Raw genomic sequence first — 20,336 nt, 5'->3', positions numbered from 1 at the left:
TGACTTGCCGTACGGCCGCCCCCTGTCCGCCCCCATTCCCGGAGGTCCCTTGAAAGCCTCCTTATCCCCCCGGGGTGCGGTCCTGCGATTGTTCCGCGTCATCTACGGCGCCGGCCGGCGTTTGCGGCGGCGCCTGACGCCCGCGGGCCAGATACTCCTGGGGACCACCCTGACGGCCGGGGCCCTGGGGGTGGACACGCGCCAAAGCCTCGCCCATCAGCTGTTCGCCCTGGGCATGGCCTTGTTGCTCACCGCCTTCCTGCTTCTGGTGCTGCACCGCGGGCGCTACACCGTCGCCCGCCAGCTGCCGCCCCTGGCCACCATGGGTCAACCCTTCACCTACCGCCTGCAGCTGCGGGCGCAATCGGGGGTTCTCGAGGGCGGCCATGGCGTCGTCGAGGAACTGGAAACCGTCTATCCAAGCCCGCGCGCGTTTCGCCGCGCCGACGCGATGGCAGACGGACATCACAACTGGTTTGACCGCAAGGTGGGCTATCCCCGCTTCGTGGCCCTGGTGCACCAAGGCATGGGGGCGTCGATCCCCGAGCAGACCTTGCCGGCGGGCCCCGCCGTTGCCGAGGTGGAGGTGCGGATCACCGCGACCCCGTTGCGTCGTGGCTTCATCTACTTCACGGGTACCCGGCTGGCGCGCCCGGAGGCCCTGGGCCTCGCCCGATCGCTGCATCATGCCGCCGCCCCGGACCGCCTGCTGGTGCTGCCCCGGCGCTACGCCGTACCCCGCCTGGCCCTCCCCGGCAGCCGCCAGGAGCAACCCGGGGGGGTGACCTACTCGGGGCATGTGGGTGAATCCGAGGAATTCGTGGCCACCCGCGACTACCGGCCCGGGGATCCCGTCCGGCGCATCCACTGGCGGGGCTGGGCACGCACGGGGCACCCCGTAGTGCGGGAATACCAGGACGAGTTCTTCGTCCGCCATGCCCTGGCCCTCGATACCTTCAGCGCCGCGGCCACCCCCGCCTTCGAGGAGGCCATCTCCCTGGCCGCCTCCTACGTGGTCACCCTGCCCCGCACCGACAGCCTGCTGGATCTGGTGTTCGTGGGCAATCGCCCCCACCGCCTCACCACGGGTCGCGGCACGGGTGGCGAACAACACCTGCTGGAGGCCCTTGCCTGCCTCGGGCCCGCCGGGCAGGACGGTTTCCGGACCCTGGCCGACATGCTGCTCGGTCAGGCGTCCCGAGTCACGGGGATGGTGCTGGTGTTGGTGCAGTGGGACGCGCCGCGCCGCCGGCTCGTGGAGCGGCTGCGGGCCGTGGGCATCCACCTCGTGGTGTTCGTGGTCTCGCCCGAGAAGTCCATCGACGCCGGCCCCTACGGGGACGGCCCCCGCTGGCTGTGGCATCTGCGACCCGGCCGCATCCAGGAGGACCTGGACCGCGGGCCCGGGGCCGCCCCGGGATGAACGGCACCCCGCCGCCCCTGCTTTACGCCGCCTACCTGTTGGTATGGGGCTACTACGCCGCCCTGCCGGTAGTGGCCGTCGGTCTGGCCATCGTATTGGAGTCGGCGCGCTGGGTCAGGTGGCGCTGGCAGATCGGGGATTGGGACTTCGATCGCACCGTGGACCTCACCAACGTCTTGTTCATCGTGGCCACCGTCTACCTGTTCTCCCGCGACGGGGCCCATGGCATCTTCTCCCTGGTGGGCTGGATGCCGATGCTGATGTTTCCCCTGGTGCTGGTGCAGACCTACAGCGCCCGCGGCGCCATCCCCGCCGGCGCCCTGTTTCTGAGCCTCAGGCGCCAGCGCCGGCGCCCCGGCAGCGGCGCCTCCCGGGCCCTCCACCTCGGCTATCCCTACCTGGCCCTGTGTCTCATGGCGGCGGCGGCGAGCGTGCCGCGGGACCCGTACTTCTATCCCCTGATGCTGATGCTGGCGGTATGGACCCTGGCGGGCATCCGCCCCCCCCGCTCGCGGCACCTGGTGTGGGTGGTCGCCCTGCTGGTGGCGGCCGGCCTGGGATGGATGGGACAGATGGGCATGCGTGCCCTGCAGACGGAAATGGAAGAGCTGGTGCTGGCCTGGATCGGCGGCCGCATGCGGGAGAACCGGGACCCCTACCGCACCGTCAGCGCCATCGGCCACATCGGCCAGCTCAAGCTGTCCGATGGTATCGTACTCCATGTCACGGGGCGGCCGGCGGATGCCCCCACCCTGCTACTGCGCCAGGCCTCTTACCAGCGCTATGCCTACGGCGTATGGACCGCGCCCCAGCGACCCTTCGAGGCCGTGAAGGTGGGTGGCAGCGGCGCCGATTGGCGCCTCATGGCGCGACCCGCGGGGGAGAGCCTCTCCACCCGCATCAGCGCGAGGCCACGCAAGGGCCGGGCCCTGCTGGCCCTGCCGCCGGGGACCTTCAGGTTGCATGGGCTGGCGGCGGAGCAGGTGCTGCAGAATGCCCTCGGCACCGTCAAGACCGAAGGCAGTCCCGGCTTCATCTTCTTCGAGGCCCTGCACAGCGGCGAGGCGCGCCGCGACCGTCCACCCCAGGACGGGGATCTCCAGGTGGCCACCCCCTATGGCGCGGTGATGACGGGCATCGTCGACGACCTCGGGCTGCGGGCCCTGGACGTGGCCCGAACCGCCCGGCGACTGGAGGCATTCTTCGAGGACGGATTCAGCTACAGCCTGTGGCAGTCGGGCAGGCGTTCCGATGCCCCGCCCCTGGTGAAATTCCTCACCACCGAGCGCCACGGCCACTGCGAATACTTCGCCACCGCCACCGTGCTGCTATTACGGGCAGCGGGGATACCGGCCCGCTATGCTACGGGCTACGCGGTCGAGGAGTTCAACCCCCTGGTGGGTCATCATGTGGTGCGGCACCGCCATGCCCATGCGTGGGCCCAGGCATGGGACGGGACCGCGTGGCGCGATCTGGACTTTACGCCCCCCGTGTGGCCCGAACTGGAGGAGGCGCAAACGGCGCCCTGGTGGCAACCGGCCGCCGACCTCGTGGCGCGGGTGGAATTCCTGTTCAAACGCTGGCTGTGGCGGGAGGACAGCGGGACCCAGAACTGGACATTGTGGCTGCTGCCACCCCTGGTGGCCCTACTGATGTGGCGCCTGGCGAGGCAACGCCGGGTACGCCGGGAGCCCGCGGTGCGGGACGACCATGGACAGGCCCCCGCCGTGCTGCCCGACACCCCCCTGATGGCCCTGTATCCCGCCCTCACCGAGCATCTGGGACCGCGCCCCAGGGGTCAGACCCTGATCCAGTGGTTGGGCCAGGCCGAGGGCCGCCAGCCGCGGACGGCACTGCCCTACCGCGAGTTGCGCGATGTCGTTCGGTTGCATAACCGGTTGCGCTTCGGCACCGGGGATGAAGCCACGGCCCGAGAGGCCCTGGCCCGGCGTTGTGCGGACCTGGCGCCCCGTCTCGGTACCGTATCTTCCAGGCGTGCGGGCGATTGAGGCCCGACTCGGGCACCGCAGCGCCGGGCCAGCGCGAGGACGGATCGGGCCGAGGCATCGCCCCTGATGCGGGCGCACGGACCTCCGATGCCATCGCGCTCAGACCCAACCCTGGGTGCAGTCCAGATGGCCACGCACCCGGCGCAGACCGTCCATACCGCCCTCCAGCATCACGCGCAGGGGCGTGCGTTGGCCGAAGTGCCGGCTGGCCTGGTGCAGCCAGTAGGAGGCCATGTGGGAACTGCGGGGGTAGGCGGTACGCAGGCAATCGTCGATGGCCAGGAGATGCTCGGCGCGGGACAGCATGTGTTCGTCTTCGGGGAAGGGTTTCCCCCCTTGCAGCTTGCGCAGGTCCGAGCCCTTGGCGGAATCCGGCATACCCAGCAGACTGCGCTGCTGCCGGGCATCGACTTCCCATTTCTCCAGCACGCTCATGAGCAGGCGTGACAGATTGACGCGATCCTCCAGGGTGAGGTTTCGTTCGGGCATGGTTATGGGTCTGTATGGCCTGAAACCTTATTTAGGCCGTAAAGTCTGGGGGATTTCAACCGGTAAAGGCCGCGGATTGGGAGTTCAGGGGCGCCGGGACCGAGGGTAACGGCCCCGCCCGTGCCGCCGGTGGCGCTACCGGCGACGGCCTGTCAGATGAAAAAAGAGGCCGCCGCCACCAGCAGGATGAGGGCCAGAGCACCGAGGATCCACAGAAAGACGTTGGACCCCGAATCCTCCGCGGCCCGCGGCCGCGTGGAGCGTGGCGGCGGTCCGCGCTTGCGGCCGGCAGCGGACGGGGCCATCTCCTGGGTCACGGCGCCAGGGGAGACCGGGGCCACCGGCGACGGCATCATCACGGTCTTCTCGGAATCGTCGCCTTCATCCGCCGTTACCTTGGGTTCGGGCATCTCCTTGCCCTCGTCCAGGTACTTGTAGCGGATGTTGCCGATCTCCACGGTATCGCCGTGCCTGAGCCAGGTCTCGGTGATGCGCGCGCCGTTGACGATGACGCCGTTGGTGCTACCCACGTCCTTGATGCCCCACATGTCGCCACCGGAGAATATCTTGGCATGCTTGCGGGAGACACCGTGGGCCAGCAGGCTGTAGGTATTGGCCGCATCGCGACCGATGGTGAGACCATCGCCGGCGATGGGGATGATGCGGCAACTGGCATCGGGCAGATCGGCGTCATTCAGGCACAGCAACCGCGCCTTGGGCGGCCCGCCATCCGAGGAGGATGCCGGCGGCGCCATGATCATCGTTTTTTCCCAATTGCTTTCTGAGTCTGTGTCCTGCATTTCCATCAACCGAGAGCAAGTGCACCATCCTTGTCGGGCCACCCTTTTCGATTCCACGATGATGCTTCAGTCATTTGATTTTTCGCAACGTGTCTCGAGACCATGGCTTCCGTCGGGGCGCGGCGGCGGGGCCTTGCGAGTGGTGTCAGTATAGACCATGGCCGGCGGCCGGCGGTAAGGGTATTTTCAGAACCTTACGGCTGGATCAGCGACCACTCCGGGTCGCGAGGACACGCCGGGCCCGTAGCGCCATCACGGGTCGTCATGAACCTCGGCCCCCTCCAGGGCCTCTCCCGCCGCCAGCCACTGCTCCTCGGCCTCGGCGAGGGCCCCCCGCAGGCGCCCCTGCTCGGCGAGCAGCCGTTTCAACTCGTCCTTGCGTTCCGGCTCATAGAGCCCGCCGTCCCCCAGCACCGCCTCCAGTTCCGTCAATTCCCCGCTGAGGCGGCTCACCCTGGCCTCCGCCCTGGTCAGGGTATCCCGCAACGGCCGCAGGCGGTCCCGTTGCGCCGCCTTGCGGCGGCGCCGATCCTTGCCCTGGGACGCCTCTTCCACCGCCGGCTCGGAGGTCGTCGCCCCATCGCCCGCCAGCACGGCGCGCTGATAATCGTCGAGGTCCCCCTGGAACGGCGCCACCCGGCCATCCTTCACCCACCACAGTTCGTCCGCCATGGTGCGCAACAGGTGGCGATCATGGGAAACCAGCACCACACAGCCCTCGAACTCCTGGAGGGCCACGTTGAGGGCGTGGCGCATGTCCAGGTCCAGGTGGTTGGTGGGCTCGTCCAGCAGCAGCAGATTCGGACGCCCGATGATGATGAGGGCGAGGATGAGCCGCGCCCGCTCGCCGCCGGAGAAGCCCGCCACCGGCTCGAACACCCGCTCGCCGGCGAAGCCGAAGCCCCCGAGGTAGTTCCGCACCTCCTGGTCGCTCAACCCCGGCTCCAGCTCCGCCAGATGCCAGGCCGGACTCTGATCGTCCCGCAACCGTTCCATGGCATGCTGGGTGAAATAGCCGATGTTGAGGCGCGGGGAACGCTCACACTCGCCCGTCAGGGCCTTCAGGTCACCGGCGATGAAACGCACCAGGGTGGACTTGCCGGCACCGTTGGCACCCACCAGGGCCACCTTGTCCCCACTGCTCAACTGGAAGTCCATGCCCGCCAGCAGGGGCACGCCGTCGTAACCCACGGCCACGTCCCGGGCCACCAGCAACGGCCGGGGCAGGTGCTCGGGGGCGCGAAAGCTGAAGCTGAAGGGGTCGTCGACGTGGGCCGGGGCGATGGTCTCCATGCGGGCCAGGGCCTTGAGGCGGCTCTGGGCCTGGCGGGCCTTGGTGGCCTTGGCACGGAAGCGTTCCACGAAGCGATGCATGTGGGCCATCTCGCGCTGCTGCTTCTCGTAGGCGCTCTGCTGGCCTGCCAGACGCGCGGCCCGCTGGTGCTCGAACTGAGAATAGTCGCCCGTATACAGGCGCACCGCGCCCTGCTCGATGTTGACCACGTGGTCCACCAGGGCATCGAGGAAATCGCGGTCATGGGAGATGAGCAACAACGTGCCGGGGTAGACCCTGAGCCAGCGCTCGAGCCAGATCACGGCGTCCAGGTCCAGATGATTGGTGGGCTCGTCCAGCAACAGCATGTCCGAGCGGCACATCAGGGCCTGGCCCAGATTGAGGCGCATACGCCAGCCTCCGGAGAACTCGCCCACAGGCCTGTCGTGGTCGTCATCGCCGAAGCCGAGGCCATGGAGCAGGCGCGCGGCGCGATGGGCGGCGTCGTAGCCGTGGACGGCGGCCAGACGATCGTGGGCCACGGCGATGCCGTGGCCGTCATCCACCGCCTCGGCCGCCGCCAGCCCCTGCTCCAGGCGCCGCAGCTCGCCGTCGCCATCCATGATGAAGTCCAGGGCACTGCGGTCGCTGGCCGGCATCTCCTGAGCCACGTGGGCAATGACTGCTCCGGCCGGCACCTCCACCTCGCCGGCATCGGCGTGCAGGGTGCCGAGCAGCAGCTGGAACAGACTCGACTTGCCGCTGCCGTTGGCCCCCGTCACCCCCACTTTCCAGCCCGCGGCGAGGGTGAAGGTGGCATTCTCGAACAGCAGGTGGGGACCGCGGCGCAGATTGACGTTGCGAAAGCTCAGCATCAGCGCACCGCCTCAGGGGTGGTGCGCCATGCCCATGGCGCCGCGGCCCTTGAGCTCGAGTTCGAGGATCTCCTCGCGGTCGGTGATGAGGCCGGAGCGGCGGACCGACAGGCGGATGCGCTCGCCCGGCGCCTTGTCCAGGAGGGCCAGTTTGACATCGGCATAGGATGGCACCGGCCGGCCATCGATGGCCACCAGGATGTCGTCCTTCTCCACCCCTGCCCCTGCGGCGGCGCCCGCGGGACTCAGGGCCTTGACCCTGACGCCCTCCTCGTCATCGGTATCCAGGATCACCCCCATGAGGCCCGCCTCGGGCAACTCCCGGGGTGACGCCAGCACGAGGAAATCCGCCGCCTCGCGGTCCTCGCCGTCGCCATGGGCCACCAGCACGATCCTGCCCTCGATACCGCTGCGCCGCGCCACCCGGCTGGGGATCCCCGAGCCATGGCCGATGTGGCCGCGACCCGCGAACACCACCATGCGCCGGACGGGGTGGCTGGCCAGATAGGCCGCTACCCGCTCGGCCATGCTCTCGTCCCAGGTGAGCTGCACCTCGACGAAGCGCTCGAAACCGCCATTATCTGCCCGTTCGGGGTGGGCGTCGAACACCTCGCGCAAGCGTTCCTGATAGTCGGCGCCGACGGGCCCGTAGGCGGAGGGCAGGTGGTGCAGGAGTTCCTCGGGCACGTCGGCCCGTCCCAGCTCTCCCACGGCCCGGGTCAGCTCCGCCGGGGCGTTGAGGGCCACCACCGGTATGCCATGATCCCGGGCGAAGCGCAGAATGGGGCGATAAAGACGATAGTCGAAGGACCAGCGGGAGAAGTACTCCGTCCGGGCGAGCATCTCGCCCTCGCCGATTTCACCCCGAATGTAGGCATCCAGATGCTCCTGATAGGGTTGCTGGAACCATTCCACGCCGATGGCCAGCTTCGGGTCCCGGTCGTGGAGGCGACGCAATACGGCAAGCTGCACCAGGTGGTCCGCATAGGCCGTATGCACCTCCCCCACGTACACCACGCGGTCGTCGCCGAGGGAGTCCACCACCGCAGACAGGGAATCGGCGGCCTTGAGATCCACCGTGGGGGGATCGACCATCTGAACCGTGGCGGCCGTGAGGGCCGTATTCCAGGCAAAGGCACACATCAGGATCACGATGATGGGACGGGACATGGGGAAAAGAGACTCCAACGGGATGGGGGGTGCGGCTACACCGCACCGCGTTTGGTGGCTGGCAGGCTGGCTGCTGTGGGCAGCCACCGTCGGGGCGGCGGAAAGCGCACCTGAAGTGGCCCACCGCCTTCAAGTGACCCTCGATCCCGCTACGGGTTCCATCGCGGTCGTGGATCAGGTCACCCTCGGCAACCTTAGCAGAAAGACCCCGCCCTTCGCCCTGCACCGGGCCTTCCGTCCCCGCACCAACCGGGGCAGGGTGACCGAGCTGCGCCGTAGCGGCGATGATCTGCTGCGCCATTACCGCATCGCCTTCGACCGGCCGTCCCGCGAGGTGGAGATCCGCTACCAGGGCCGCCTCGGAGTCGCCGCCGAGCGCACCATGGGCGGCATGCCGCGAGCCACGGTGGAACCGGAGGGGGTCTATCTGGATGGTTCGTCGGCATGGTACCCGCGCTTCGAGGGCCCCATCACGGCGTTCACCCTGGAGGTAGACGCGCCGGCCGGATGGCAAACGGTGAGCCAGGGCCGGCGGAACGCCAAGGCCGGACGTTCCGTGTGGCACAGCACCACGCCCCAGGACGACATCTATCTCATCGCCGGTCCCTTTAACCACCACCGCGAATCCCATGGCGACATCGATCTGGAGGTACTGCTGCTGGAGGACGACCCGCGGCTGGCGGCCCGTTATCTCGCGGTGATGGGTGGGTACATCGACATCTATAGTGAACTCATCGGGCCCTACCCTTACCCGAAATTCGCCGTGGTGGAGAACCGCTGGGAGACCGGTTTCGGTATGCCCTCCTTCACCCTGCTGGGGTCGCGGGTGATGCGCCTGCCCTTCATCCCCTACACCTCCCTGCCCCACGAGATCCTTCATAACTGGTGGGGCAACGGGGTGTGGGTGGATTACGCCGCCGGCAACTGGAGCGAAGGTCTCACGGCCTACCTGTCCGACCACCTGATGAAGGAGTTCCGCGGCGAGGGTGCCCGCCACCGCCTGGCCGCCCTCGAACGTTACGCTAACTTTGCCGCCGCGGGACGGGATTTTCCCCTCATCCGCTTCGTCTCCCGCCACGACGACGCCTCCCAGGCCGTGGGCTACGGCAAGGGCCTGATGGTGTTCCATATGGTGCGCCGGGACCTCGGGGACGAGGCCTTCACCACCGGCCTGCGGCGGCTGTGGCGGGAGCGCCGCTTCCGGCCCACGGGCTTCGAGGAAGCCTTGTCCCTGCTCGCCGGCGATGGCCGCCAGCGGGATTATTCCCCCTGGCTGACACGCACCGGCGCGCCCGTCCTGACCCTCGGCGAAGTGACTCTGGATGAAACCCCGGACGGCTTCGAGTTGACCCTCACGGTGCGTCAGGCCCAGGACGGGCCGCCCTTCGGATTCATGCTACCCGTGGCCCTGAGCTACGACGGCGATGGGGCCGCGGAGCTGCGCAACGTCCCCATCGCCGACCGCGAGACGACCGTGGCCTGGACCCTGGAACGACGGCCAACGCGGCTCGACGTGGATCCCGCCTACGACGTCATGCGCCTGCTGGACCCACGGGAGAGACCGCCGTCCCTGGGGCTGTTGTTCGGCTCCCCCGCCCAATGGCTGGTGATCCCTGAGCACGCCGATGCCACCACACGCGAGGCCTGGCAGGGCCTGGCGGCCCACTGGCAGCGCCGTTACGGCAACGTGGTGGTGAAGACCGACGCCGGGGACCTGGCGCCCCCGGAAGACGCCGCGGTGTGGATCCTGGGATGGCAGAATCGCGCCCTCGAGGGGCGGCGCGATGCCTTCGCCGGGGCCGATCAGGGACTGGAGCCCGATGCTGCCCGCGCGGTGAATACCCGCCACCTGGCCGGAGCGAAGGCCGTGGTGCTGCTGGCACCGGATATCCACCGCCATCGCATGGGTTTCATCGGCGCCGAGTCCCCGGGGGCCATCGCCGCCCTGGCCCGCAAGCTCCCCCACTACGGTGGCTACGGGCGCCTGGTGTTCGAGGAGAGCGGTGGCGCCAACCTGGCCAAGGAGCGCATGGCGGCCCTGGACCCGCCCTTCACCCGCCAGCTGTCACCCGACCCCGTGCCCCTGCGACTGCCCCACCGGCCGCCCCTGGCGGCCAACCCCTTCGCGCCAGAGGAGGAGGCACCGAGTTATGTCGGGCCGGGCACGCGGTGATGGTCGCATCCTGTGAACCCTGCCCGTCACGGCTGTGCGCCAGTAACGATTTTCCCATTCGGGAGGTGGCACCGGCGCGGGGGGAAACGTTCTAAATAGATACAGGCCCCAAGGTGGGCGTCAGCAGCGAACAGGAAAACCACCATGATCGACCGTAGCCAGGAAAACGAGGCCGTCACCCTCGACCTCACCACCGGCAGGCCGCAGCGCTCCGGCAACAGCCGGGTTCACCGAGAGGGCGAAACCACCGGTATGTTTCGCATACGCACCGCCGAGGCCATTCAGGTGGATCTGGAGGCTGAAGTAGACGTGGACCAACTGCCGGACTACCTGCGGCGCTTCATCATCAACCCTGACGCGCGCTGAATCCCTGCGGCGGTTCGCCGTTCAATCGTACTTGATGTACTTGAAACGCGGGTCGTCAGGCGTACCGTCCAGGGGCCCCTCCTCTCGTCCCGGCTGCCACGTCACCACCTCTTCTATCTTGTGCGCCAGGGCGAAGTCCTTCTCCGTCACCCCCTTGGCCGCATGATTCATGAGCTTCACGATGACGAAGGCATAGGACACGGTGAGGTCGGGGTGGTGAAAGGCGGCCTCCGCCAAGTGACCCACGGTGTTCACCACCATCAGGGTGGACTTCCAGCCGCTGGTCTTGTACTTGCGCCGAATCCAGCCGTTTTCCAGGTACCAGTGGGGCAGTTCCTCTTTCAGTCGGGCCTCTATATCGTCGTCGGTATAGGGCTCGTCCGTTTCACGTTGGCGCCAGTTCATGGGTCACCTCCCGGTCGTTCGACGGTTGCAGGTATGCCCCCATCGCGGGGACTGTCTCAACCTTAGTCATCCTGTCCGGTCTTTAAAACACCCTGTTCCTGGGGCCTGCGGCCCCGGGTGAACGGGCAGGCAGCGCAAGACCAGCCGCTGCCTGCCCGATGGGATACTACCCTCAGTTACCGCCCATCATGTTGCGCATGGGGTTCATCATCCCGCCCATGGGCGAGCCGCCACCCCGACCCTGGTCGGGACCATAGCCCGGACCATAACCGCCCCCCGGGCCATAACCGGGACCGTAGCCCCCGCCGGAGCCGGGGCCATAGCCGGGACCGGGGCCATAGCCCGGGCCATCATCCTGCGAGCCGCCCATCATGTTGCGCATGGGGCGCGTCATGCGGTCCATGAAGTTGCCACCGCCCGGACCCTGGCCGTCACCCTGCGGGCCCATGGGATAACCACCGGGGGCATAACCGCCGGGGGGATAACCACCGGGGCCACCCTGGCCGGGGGCGCGGCCATAACCCGGCCGGGGCCCGCCGTATCCGGGTTGCTGGCCCCACCCCTGACCCTGACTCATGGGCGGGCCACCACCCCAGCCCTGGGGCTCGCCATAGCCGGGACCGTAACCGCCGGGCCCCTGACCGTAAGGACCACCGCCATATCCCCCTTGGCCGGGTTGGGCCGCGGCCATGGTAGACACCAACACGCCTATACTCAGGCAAGACAAAATACTCAGTCGCGTCATGTTCATGTTATCGCCATCCTCTGCTAGTGGAATCATTAAACGTCTTTGTGCCCTCGTCCCGGGCAAACCGGTTACGGGCACCCTCAGTGTGAGGTACTCAACCCCGGATCTTCAACTGCCTGTCACCGCCACACAGCAGGGCATGGGCCTGGAACGCAAGCGCGACGCTTGGTCATCGTTACACCCGGGCGCGATCAGGCGACATACCGTTCTGGCCGCGGCGTTGTGGGCGAGCGCCGGCGCGACCCCTGCGCAGGAAATGACGCTTGAGGTGCATTGCCGGGGAGAGGGCACACCCGCCTTTCTCATCGGCGGCGGTCCCGCCTTCACAACCTGGAACCTGGAACCCGTCCAGCGCATGCTGGAGCAACGGTATCGCGCCTGCCGCTGGGATATGCGCGGCGTCGGTGACAATGCCGGCCTGCCCATTGCAACCGGCGAGGGCGTGCTGGAGACCTGGCTGGAGGATATGGCGGCCATTCTCCCCCGCGAACCGGTGGTGCTGTGGGGACAATCCTGGGGGGCGCTGCAGGCCCTGCTGTTCGCGCACCGCCATCCCGGGCGCGTGAAGGGGCTGGTGCTCAGCAACCCGGTGGATCCAGGGCTGGCCAGCCTCGAGCACATCGAGGCCAAACGCTACGCCCACGCCTTGCCGGGGGCCTATCCAGCCCTAGCGGACATAGGCACCGCCAGGGAGCGCAGGCTGGCCCTGCGGCGCAAACTGGCGAGCTATTTCGTGGATGGTGAGAAGGGCTGGCGCTATGCCCAGGGCTTCGGCCTGGGGGACACGAACGCCGGGTTGAATATCCGGGTCTGGGAGGAGTATCGCGCCCGCCTCCTGGGGGACGGTGACATGGCGCGCCTGGCGCCGCTGGTGGCGGGCGTGGTCTATTGTCGGGGAGATGTGCTCATGCCCGAGAACCGGGAGGAATACCGGCGCCTGGTGCCCCAGGCCCGCCACGTTACCCTGGACGATTGCGGGCATTTCCCATGGGTGGAGAGGCCACGGGCCTACGCCACCGTACTGCATTCCCTGGTCGGTCGCGCGACGGCCAACCCCGGGACGGGTCCGCCTTGACCCCCGGGGCCTTTCGCTGGTGCCTCGAACCGCAAAGCCTGAGGTACGGGGAAAACTCCGCCCGTGGCAACACGGGAGACGCTGAATGGTTCAGCGCCTCCTCAGTACTCGATCAAGCGATCAAGCGGCGGAGGTGGACTTCTTCTCGGCCTGGATGCGCTCGTAGATCTCCTCGCGATGCACCGCCACCTCCTGGGGAGCGTCTACGCCGATACGGACCTGGTTGCCCTTGACGCCCAGCACGGTGACCGTGATGTCGTCATTGATGCGCAGCGTTTCGCCGACGCGACGGGTAAGAATGAGCATGACTTTTTCTTCCTGAACGTTGTCTATTACCTAACTTTAATTGAAATCATCATGACAAAAAACCGGAATCTGCTGTTGTTACTCCATATTTGCGAAACATGCTCGATTATTGGCCCTCATTGACCATCCGTAGCCCTCATCAGCACGCGCCAGTTGCCCCGCCAGGGCCCTTGATTACCGCGACGAGATGCTCCGCTCGGGGCCAGTGCAACCCCAGCGGCCGGGGATGTTAGAATGCACGCCCGTCCGGGAGACGGGTAATCCAGGCCCTGGTAGCTCAGCAGGATAGAGCAGCCGCCTCCTAAGCGGCAGGTCGCAGGTTCGAATCCTGCTCAGGGCGCCAAACCGCGATCGAAGGCGCGGCACAGCCCCAGGCGACCATCGCCGTCCGTATGAAAAGAGGACAGATGAAATGACCAGATCTTTTCTCATCGCCGTGTGCGCCCTGGCCGTCACGGCCTGCAGCCCCACGGAATCCGTCAAGCGCAGCTCGCCGGAGCGGATCATCTACGACTATCACTGGCCCGGTCAGATCGAGCGCCTGACCCTGGACGCCAACCGCTACTGCGGTCGCTTCGGCGGCGAGGCCCATCTGGAGCGCCAGGACCTGCTGACCCTCGAATACGTCTGCAAATAACGCGATACACCCTGCCCATCATGCCTTGCCCGCCGCCGCCAGGCGCCGGCGGGCCTCCTCTCGGTACACCTATGAACTCAAGAAAGCATCTCTCCCTGCTCGTCGTGGCCCTCATGGCCGCCGTGGTCGGGGCCGGCACCGCCCTCTACCTCAGACCCACGGCCACGTCTCTGGACCTGGTGCGGGACCGCGACGGCCCCGCCATCCAGGGCCTGCTGTGGCCTAATCCCAAGCAGGTGGCGCCCTTCGAGCTTACCGACCACCATGGCCAGGCCTTCGACCTGGACCGGCTCAAGGGACGGTGGAGCTTCATGTTCTTCGGCTATACCCACTGCCCGGACATCTGTCCCATGACCATGGATACCCTCAAACGGGTGGCCGACAAGCTGGAGGAACGCCAGACCGGGGCGGATACCCAGGTCGTTTTCGTGAGCGTTGACCCGGCCCGCGACAGCCCCGAGCACCTGAAGAATTACGTGGAGTATTTCAATCCGGACTTCGTGGGAGCCACCGGTGCCACGGAAGAACTCATGAGCATGACCCGCCAACTGGGCATCATCTATGACCTCCACGAGGCCGATCAGGACGGTAATTATCTGGTAGACCACAGTGCCGCCGTCCTGCTCACGGATCCCCAGGGCCGGCTGGTGGGGGTGTTCTCCGCCCCCCACCGGGCCGAGGACATGACGGCCCGCTTCGAGGCCATGCGCGGCTTTCTGGACGAGCAATCCTGATGCAGCGCCTCGTCGCCGGGCTGGAACGCCTGGCTGCCCTGCTGCAGTACCTATTGCTGCAGCACCGTCTGTCCCTGGTCATGCACCGTTTCATGGCCATCCGCGAGCCGCGCATCCGGAATCTGCAGATCGACCTCTTCCGGCGCCTGTTCGAGGTGGACATGGAAGAAGCGGCGGAGCCCGACACCCGCCGCCACCCGGACTTCAACGCCTTCTTCACCCGCGCCCTCAAGGCCGAGGCCCGCCCCCTGGCCCACAACAGCCGCCTGCTGTGCCCGGCGGACGGCACCCTGAGCGCCCTGGGCACCGCCCATGCCGCCCGCCTGGTCCAGGCCAAGGGCCACAGCTATACGCTCCACGCCCTGCTGGGGGGCGACGTGGAAGCGGCCCGGCCCTACATCAACGGCGCCTACGCTACGGTGTACCTGTCCCCCGGCGACTACCACCGCGTGCACATGCCCGTGCGTGGCACCCTGCGCCGCATGGTATACATCCCCGGCAGGCTGTTCAGCGTCAACGCCGCCACCACCCGCAACATCCCCGGCCTGTTCGCCCGCAACGAGCGCCTGGTGTGCCTGTTCGACACCCGCTACGGCCCCATGGCCCTGGTGCTGGTGGGCGCCATCTTCGTGGGCAGCATGGAGACGGTATGGGCCGGCAAGGTGACGCCGCTCTATGGCAAGGCGATGCAGGCCTGGGACTACACCGGCGACGAGGCGGTGACCCTCAAGCGGGGGGCCGAGATGGGCCGCTTCAACATGGGCTCCACGGTCATCCTGCTATGGCCCGGTAGCGTGGACTGGGAAGAGGGACTCGCCCCGGAGACCCATGTACGCATGGGCCAGGGCCTCGGCCTGCTGCCCCGGGGCAACGCCAGAACCGAGAAGCCATAAAGCCGGTTTCAGTCGCCGCGGGCCACGGCGACGGCGAGCTGGCCGCAGGAGAGCCCCCCGTCGTTGGCCGGCAGAGCCTGGGGCGACAACACCCGGAGGCCCTTCGCCTCCAGGGCCCCGTGCACCCCCTCCAGCAACAGCCGGTTCTGGAACACACCGCCCCCCAACACCACCGTCTCCAGACCCTGGTGTTCACACAGCTCGCCCGCCACCGTGGCCACCGCCGCCACCATCCCCTGGTGAAACCGCGCCGCCACGATCCCCGTGGCGACGCCTCGCTCCAGATCCCCCAGCAGGGCCTCCCACAGAGGCGCCCACTGGAGAGTGATCAAGCCCTCCGTCCGTGCCGCCGTGAAGGGGTAGGCCATGGCGGCCTCGCGGCGGAAATGGGGTGCCGCCAGGGCCTCCAGCTCCATGGCCGCCTGGCCCTCGTGGTGGACCCGCTCGCGCTGGATCCCCAGGGCCGCCGCCACGGCGTCGCACAGGCGCCCGGCCGAGGAGACCCGCGGGCTGTTGAGGCCCCGCTCCACCATGCGCAGCAGATTGGTCACGGGGCGGGCGTAGAGGTCCCGCACCGGCTCGAGATGGCCGTAGCGCGCCGCCAGGGCCTGCGGCCCGAAGGCGGCCATGAGATGGGCGAAGGTGTTGCGCCAGGGCTCGCGTATGGCCTGGGTACCCCCCGGCATGGCCACGGGCGCGAAACGCCCCACGCGCCGGAAGTCTCGGTAGTCGCACACCAGGAATTCCCCGCCCCACAGGGTGCCGTCGCGGCCATAACCGAGGCCGTCGAGGGCTACACCCAGCACCGCCGGGCCCTCCCCGGGCAGGCCCGCCTCCGCCATCACCGCGGCGCAATGGGCGTGGTGGTGCTGCACCCGCGTGAGACCCGCGCCCAGCTCCGCCGCCAACCCCACCCCCTCCTGGGTGGACAGGTAGTCGGGGTGCTCATCCACCGCCACCACCTCCGGGGTGAAGCGGAACAGCTCCCGGTACAGAGTCAGGTTGCGGCGGTAATCCGCCAGGGTGGTGGCCTCCTCCAGGTCGCCCATGTGCTGGGACACCACCGCCCGGCCCTGGGGGTTGAGACAGAAGGTGTTCTTGAGCTCACCGCCCATGGCGAGGATGGGCCGGCCGCCCGCGAGGCCGGCGGGCAGGGTCAGGGGCGCCGGCACATAGCCCCGGGCCCGGCGCAGCAGCCGGGGCCGCCCCGCCGCCACCCGCGCCACCGAGTCATCCAGGCGGTTGACGATGTCCCGATCGTGGAGCAGCCAGGCGTCGGCGATCCCCGCCAGGCGCTCCAGGGCCTCGGCGTTGCCCGTGCACTGGGGCTCGTCGCTGCGGTTGCCCGAGGTGAGCACCACGGGGGCCTCCAGCTCGGCCATGAAGAGGTGGTGCAGGGGCGTATAGGGGAGCATGAAGCCCAGCCCCGTCTGGCCCGGGGCGATGCCGGTGGCCAGGGCCTCGCCGCCCTGGTCCAGCACCACGATGGGGGCCGCCGGGCCGGCCATTAGCTCCTCCTCGACGGCGGAGAGGACGGCGTAGCGGCGCACCACACTCACGTCCCGGGCCATCAGGGCGAAGGCCTTGCCGTAACGCCGCTTGCGTGCCCGCAGAAGATTGACGGCCTCCTCGCTGGCCGCGTCGCAGGCGAGATGGAAGCCGCCGACGCCCTTGATGGCGACGATCCGTCCTTCCCCGATGAGCCGCGCCGCCCCCGCCACCGCGTCCGCCGTGCCCTCCACGGTGACCACCTTGCCCTCGGCGTCGCTGAGCCACGCCCGCGGCCCGCATGCCGGACAGGCGTTGGGCTGGGCATGAAAACGGCGGTCCGCGGGATCGGCGTACTCCGCCCCGCAGGCGGGGCACAGGGGGAAGGCGTCCATGCTGGTGTTGGCGCGGTCATAGGGGATGGCCCGCACGATGGACAGTCGCGGGCCGCAGTGGGTGCAGTTGGTGAAGGGATAGCGATAACGGCGGTCGGCGGGATCCAGGGTCTCGCGGCGACAGGCCGGGCAGGTGGCGGCGTCCGGCGCCACATGGGTCTGCACCGCGCCGCCGCCGCTGGCGAGGATGCGGAAGTCATCATGCTCGCAGCGCCCCTCCAGCGACGCCCGCTCCACGGCATCGATGCGCGCCAGGGGTGGCGCCTCGGCGGCCAGCCGCGCCACGAAGGCATCCCGCCGCCCCGCCGCCCCCCACAGGCGGATAAGCACGCCGGCGCCATCGTTCAGCACCTCCCCCGCGAGCCCCATCTCATGGGCCAACCGCCACACCGTGGGCCGGAACCCCACCCCCTGGACGATCCCCCGCACCCGGATCTCCTCGCCCCCCGGCTCCCCGGGGCCAGACACGGGAGACACTTCTAAGGTCTTCATCCAGATACTAGGTCAATGTCTGCTGCGATTCGTACCATTCCAGGGCTTCAGCAACGTCAAGCTCTGCAGCTCGGCGTACATGGACCCGATAGCTCAAGAGCCGAGCTTGCGCAGCCGAGCCTTGACCTCGGGCCAGGGACTTTCATACGAAGGATTCTACTCTAGACCCTTCAGACGTGCGTCAAGCAGCTCGCGCTCGGCAGCAGAGACGGAAATCTCTGATTGGTCGAGAGATTCCCAGATCGCCCCGATGAGTTGCAGGCGGCCCTTCGGGCTCAGCGACTTGACCTTGGAGATGAGTGCTGCGTCAATCATGGGGTAAGCATATCTCAGCTGCGAATAGACGCCCAACGCCAGCGCTAACAGGATACCGAAGGAGCGCCAGCGACTGAGGCAGTCCGAGTTGAGCGCTTTGTTCGGCCTTTCCTATTCTTGTTCGCGTTGTCGCACATTCATTGCTCCATGTATCACGGCCACCACATCAATTTGCTCCGCCATAACGTGATAGATGAATCTGTATGGCTCGGTATGGCCCGGAAAACACTTCCCTGATTTGATCAAGCTCATACTCTGGCACTCGTCGACCAGACAATCGAAACTCGCTAATCTGTTGGAATTTTCTCGTGATTCTGTCCACGGGGGGGACCCTGGAGATGACGGTGGATCTGTCCGATTCGATGCGGGCCTCGGAGGAAGCCATTCTGGAGTCGTTGAACCAGGCGGGTAGCCTGGTGACGACGGCGGCGCTGGAGTGGTTCGATACGGACGGCGCCAAGCAGGTGATCGGCGGTGAGCGCTGGTATCCCAAGGGGCAGCAACCGAAGCAGTACCAGACGCCCTACGGGGTGGTCTCGGTGGACCGCTATGTCTACCAGCGGGCCGCCGGCGGCAAGACTTACTGCCCGCTGGAGGGCCATGCCCGCATGGTGGGGGACACCACGCCCCGCTTCGCCAGGATGATTGCCCACAAGTACGCCAACGGGCCGGCCGCCCAGGTCCAGGCGCATTTGACGGACAACCACGGCCGCCAGGTGGCCCGCTCGTACCTGAGCCGGGTGGCGGAGACGGTGGCGGCGGTGGCCCAGATAAAGGAGGAGGATTGGACCTACCAGACCCCCGAGCTGGATGCACCGGTGGCCAACGTGGCGGTGGGCCTGGACGGCTGGCGGGAGGCCATGACCGGCACGGTCTCCCTGTACAGCCCCCAGGGAAAGCGGCTGCACACCATCTACCTGGGCGCCGCCCCGGAGTACGGCAAGGAGGCGTTCTACCGGAGCCTGGAGCGGGAGGTCGCGCACGTCCGGGAAACCTACCCCGAGGCCCGCTACGTCGGCATCGCCGACGGCGACCACGGCAACTGGTCCTTCCTGGAGGAGAAGGCGCAGGTCTCCGAGACCATCCTGGACTTCTACCATGCCGCCGGCTATGTCGGCCAGGCCGCCGCCGCGGCCCGGCCCACCGACTCGCTGGGCCGCGGCGAATGGACCGAGGCCCAATGCCATCGGCTCAAGCATGAAGAGGGTGCCGCCCGACAGCTCCTCGCCGAATTGCAGACCCTCACGGACCAGCCCCTGCACGACGACGCCCGAAAGGGACTGAAATCGTCCATCACCTACTTCCGCAACCACCACGACAAGATGGACTACGCCCGTTACCAGGCCGAGAACCTGTCCATCGGCTCCGGCGTGACCGAGGCGGCCTGCAAGACCGTCATCAAACAGCGCCTCTGCCAGGCCGGCATGCGCTGGAAGACCCGCGGTGCCCGCGCCGTGCTGAGCCTGCGCTCCCTGGTCCTCACCGAAAACCGCTGGAGCCAATTCTGGGATAAGGTCAGCCAATATGCAGTGCCTGCCGTGGCGTAGATTTGTGTATCAGGTGAAGATCACACCTTGCGACAGTATCGCATGCATTATGAAAAACAAACCAAAATTTAGACCGAATCCCAAGCTTAAACTCTTTAGTTCAACGTTGGCGCTCAGCCGCGCTTGACAGCGACCGACTGGAGCGGAAGCGAAAGGAGGAAGCTGTCAAGCGTCGGACTGCAGCCCCTGGTTAGGTTGCGGAACCGTGTCCCTTCTCAAGATATTCGCGGAGGGCTTTGTTAACGGCTTCCGAATCGGGGAAAATTTCGTGGAGATCTGGGTCGATTAATACGAGGTTTGTTCCTTCTTCCCGGTATCTCTTGGCATACTTGCCCCGGACCCCGGATTTGATCAGTTCGGACGGATATTCCGGGCGTAAGTCGTCGGATTTGCTATTGCTCATAAGCTTCACGCTCTCGGCGTGCCATCTGTCGCGCAGATATTAAACGAATTCTATCACCTCTGTCTGTGAAGGCAACGACGACGTACCGGCCCTGCCGCGTTCTCCCGAATATAAGGAATCGTTCCTCATCGTGAGAATGGTCGGGATCGGCCACCGTTGACGAGTACTGATCCCCAAACACTTCGGCACCCTCCTCGAAGGTGACGCCGTGTTTGACCTTGTTCCTCCGAGCCTTGTTCGAATCCCATTCAAAGTCCATAGCTGTCCCAGTTGGCTGACCGTTACGAGCCTAGCGCAACCTAACGTCGGCGATGAGCCGC

Annotated in this window: 19 protein-coding genes and 1 tRNA gene; 10 read left to right on the top strand and 10 right to left on the bottom strand. The window is 67.3% G+C overall.

The window, feature by feature from the left end:
• The first annotated feature begins 49 nt into the window (after window positions 1-49).
• Both U5S82_19785 and U5S82_19780 read left to right on the top strand, forming a co-directional pair.
• Window positions 50-1,423, top strand: coding sequence for a DUF58 domain-containing protein (locus U5S82_19785; protein MDZ7753819.1), 1,374 nt, complete (start codon window positions 50-52; stop codon window positions 1,421-1,423).
• Entirely contained in the window at window positions 1,420-3,432 is a 2,013-nt protein-coding gene (locus tag U5S82_19780; GenBank protein MDZ7753818.1) for a transglutaminase-like domain-containing protein, read from the top strand. Before U5S82_19785 ends, U5S82_19780 begins: the two co-directional genes overlap by 4 nt.
• A 99-nt stretch (window positions 3,433-3,531) precedes the next feature.
• Here U5S82_19780 and U5S82_19775 read toward each other — a convergent pair whose 3' ends face one another.
• From U5S82_19775 to U5S82_19760, 4 genes are all read right to left on the bottom strand, one after another.
• Window positions 3,532-3,921, bottom strand: coding sequence for an antitoxin Xre/MbcA/ParS toxin-binding domain-containing protein (locus U5S82_19775; GenBank protein ID MDZ7753817.1), 390 nt, complete (start codon window positions 3,919-3,921; stop codon window positions 3,532-3,534).
• 152 nt (window positions 3,922-4,073) lie between these two features.
• A complete protein-coding gene (locus U5S82_19770; protein MDZ7753816.1) occupies window positions 4,074-4,676 on the bottom strand; it encodes an FHA domain-containing protein in 603 nt (200 codons plus the stop codon).
• A gap of 297 nt (window positions 4,677-4,973) precedes the next feature.
• The gene (locus U5S82_19765; GenBank protein MDZ7753815.1) at window positions 4,974-6,869 is read right to left on the bottom strand and encodes an ATP-binding cassette domain-containing protein; all 1,896 of its coding nucleotides are present in this window, start codon (window positions 6,867-6,869) and stop codon (window positions 4,974-4,976) included.
• A gap of 12 nt (window positions 6,870-6,881) precedes the next feature.
• Entirely contained in the window at window positions 6,882-8,039 is a 1,158-nt protein-coding gene (locus U5S82_19760; protein ID MDZ7753814.1) for a ChaN family lipoprotein, read from the bottom strand.
• Between U5S82_19760 and U5S82_19755 the strand changes: the two genes are divergently transcribed.
• Complete coding sequence (locus U5S82_19755) at window positions 8,038-10,212, top strand: M1 family aminopeptidase (protein MDZ7753813.1); 2,175 nt, start codon at window positions 8,038-8,040, stop codon at window positions 10,210-10,212. The two genes, U5S82_19760 and U5S82_19755, sit on opposite strands and share 2 nt — an antisense overlap.
• Window positions 10,213-10,356: 144 nt before the next feature.
• Entirely contained in the window at window positions 10,357-10,578 is a 222-nt protein-coding gene (locus U5S82_19750; GenBank protein ID MDZ7753812.1) for a hypothetical protein, read from the top strand.
• A 21-nt stretch (window positions 10,579-10,599) separates the two neighbouring features.
• On the opposite strand, the gene U5S82_19745 is transcribed toward U5S82_19750, so the two are convergent.
• A complete protein-coding gene (locus U5S82_19745) occupies window positions 10,600-10,983 on the bottom strand; it encodes a 4a-hydroxytetrahydrobiopterin dehydratase (GenBank protein ID MDZ7753811.1) in 384 nt (127 codons plus the stop codon).
• A gap of 172 nt (window positions 10,984-11,155) precedes the next feature.
• Window positions 11,156-11,689: a hypothetical protein gene (locus U5S82_19740; GenBank protein MDZ7753810.1), complete on the bottom strand. Its 534-nt coding sequence runs from the start codon at window positions 11,687-11,689 to the stop codon at window positions 11,156-11,158.
• Window positions 11,690-11,987: 298 nt separating this feature from the next.
• Here U5S82_19740 and U5S82_19735 point away from each other — a divergent pair, with 298 nt between their 5' ends.
• Window positions 11,988-12,806, top strand: coding sequence for an alpha/beta hydrolase (locus tag U5S82_19735; GenBank protein ID MDZ7753809.1), 819 nt, complete (start codon window positions 11,988-11,990; stop codon window positions 12,804-12,806).
• A gap of 120 nt (window positions 12,807-12,926) precedes the next feature.
• Here the strand turns inward: U5S82_19735 and csrA are convergent, their stop codons facing one another.
• Window positions 12,927-13,112 carry a carbon storage regulator CsrA gene (gene csrA, locus U5S82_19730; protein ID MDZ7753808.1) on the bottom strand — a complete coding sequence of 62 codons (186 nt, stop codon included), beginning with the start codon at window positions 13,110-13,112 and terminating at the stop codon, window positions 12,927-12,929.
• Window positions 13,113-13,378: 266 nt separating this feature from the next.
• Here csrA and U5S82_19725 point away from each other — a divergent pair.
• The 4 genes from U5S82_19725 to asd all read left to right on the top strand — a co-directional run bounded on the left by U5S82_19725 (window position 13,379) and on the right by asd (window position 15,376).
• Window positions 13,379-13,455: transfer RNA gene (locus tag U5S82_19725), tRNA-Arg, on the top strand.
• A 69-nt stretch (window positions 13,456-13,524) separates the two neighbouring features.
• Entirely contained in the window at window positions 13,525-13,749 is a 225-nt protein-coding gene (locus tag U5S82_19720; GenBank protein ID MDZ7753807.1) for a hypothetical protein, read from the top strand.
• A 71-nt stretch (window positions 13,750-13,820) separates the two neighbouring features.
• On the top strand, window positions 13,821-14,483 hold the full coding sequence (locus tag U5S82_19715) for an SCO family protein (GenBank protein MDZ7753806.1): 663 nt from the start codon (window positions 13,821-13,823) through the stop codon (window positions 14,481-14,483).
• Window positions 14,483-15,376, top strand: a complete 894-nt coding sequence (gene asd / locus U5S82_19710) for an archaetidylserine decarboxylase (GenBank protein ID MDZ7753805.1) — start codon at window positions 14,483-14,485, stop codon at window positions 15,374-15,376. The genes U5S82_19715 and asd overlap by 1 nt, the downstream gene beginning before the upstream one ends.
• Window positions 15,377-15,384: 8 nt before the next feature.
• Here the strand turns inward: asd and hypF are convergent, their stop codons facing one another.
• Both hypF and U5S82_19700 read right to left on the bottom strand, forming a co-directional pair.
• Window positions 15,385-17,751: a carbamoyltransferase HypF gene (hypF, locus tag U5S82_19705; protein ID MDZ7753804.1), complete on the bottom strand. Its 2,367-nt coding sequence runs from the start codon at window positions 17,749-17,751 to the stop codon at window positions 15,385-15,387.
• Between the two features lie 156 nt (window positions 17,752-17,907).
• On the bottom strand, window positions 17,908-18,066 hold the full coding sequence (locus U5S82_19700; GenBank protein ID MDZ7753803.1) for an addiction module protein: 159 nt from the start codon (window positions 18,064-18,066) through the stop codon (window positions 17,908-17,910).
• A gap of 338 nt (window positions 18,067-18,404) precedes the next feature.
• On the opposite strand from U5S82_19700, the gene U5S82_19695 reads away from it, so the two are divergent.
• Entirely contained in the window at window positions 18,405-19,613 is a 1,209-nt protein-coding gene (locus tag U5S82_19695) for an ISKra4 family transposase (protein MDZ7753802.1), read from the top strand.
• A gap of 392 nt (window positions 19,614-20,005) precedes the next feature.
• On the opposite strand, the gene U5S82_19690 is transcribed toward U5S82_19695, so the two are convergent.
• On the bottom strand, window positions 20,006-20,275 hold the full coding sequence (locus tag U5S82_19690; GenBank protein MDZ7753801.1) for a BrnT family toxin: 270 nt from the start codon (window positions 20,273-20,275) through the stop codon (window positions 20,006-20,008).
• Between the last annotated feature and the right edge of the window lie 61 nt (window positions 20,276-20,336).

The sequence above is a fragment of the Gammaproteobacteria bacterium genome (assembly GCA_034522055.1).
Lineage (GTDB): Bacteria > Pseudomonadota > Gammaproteobacteria > JAABTG01 > JAABTG01 > JAABTG01.
This window is presented reverse-complemented; position numbering and strand designations above follow the sequence as displayed.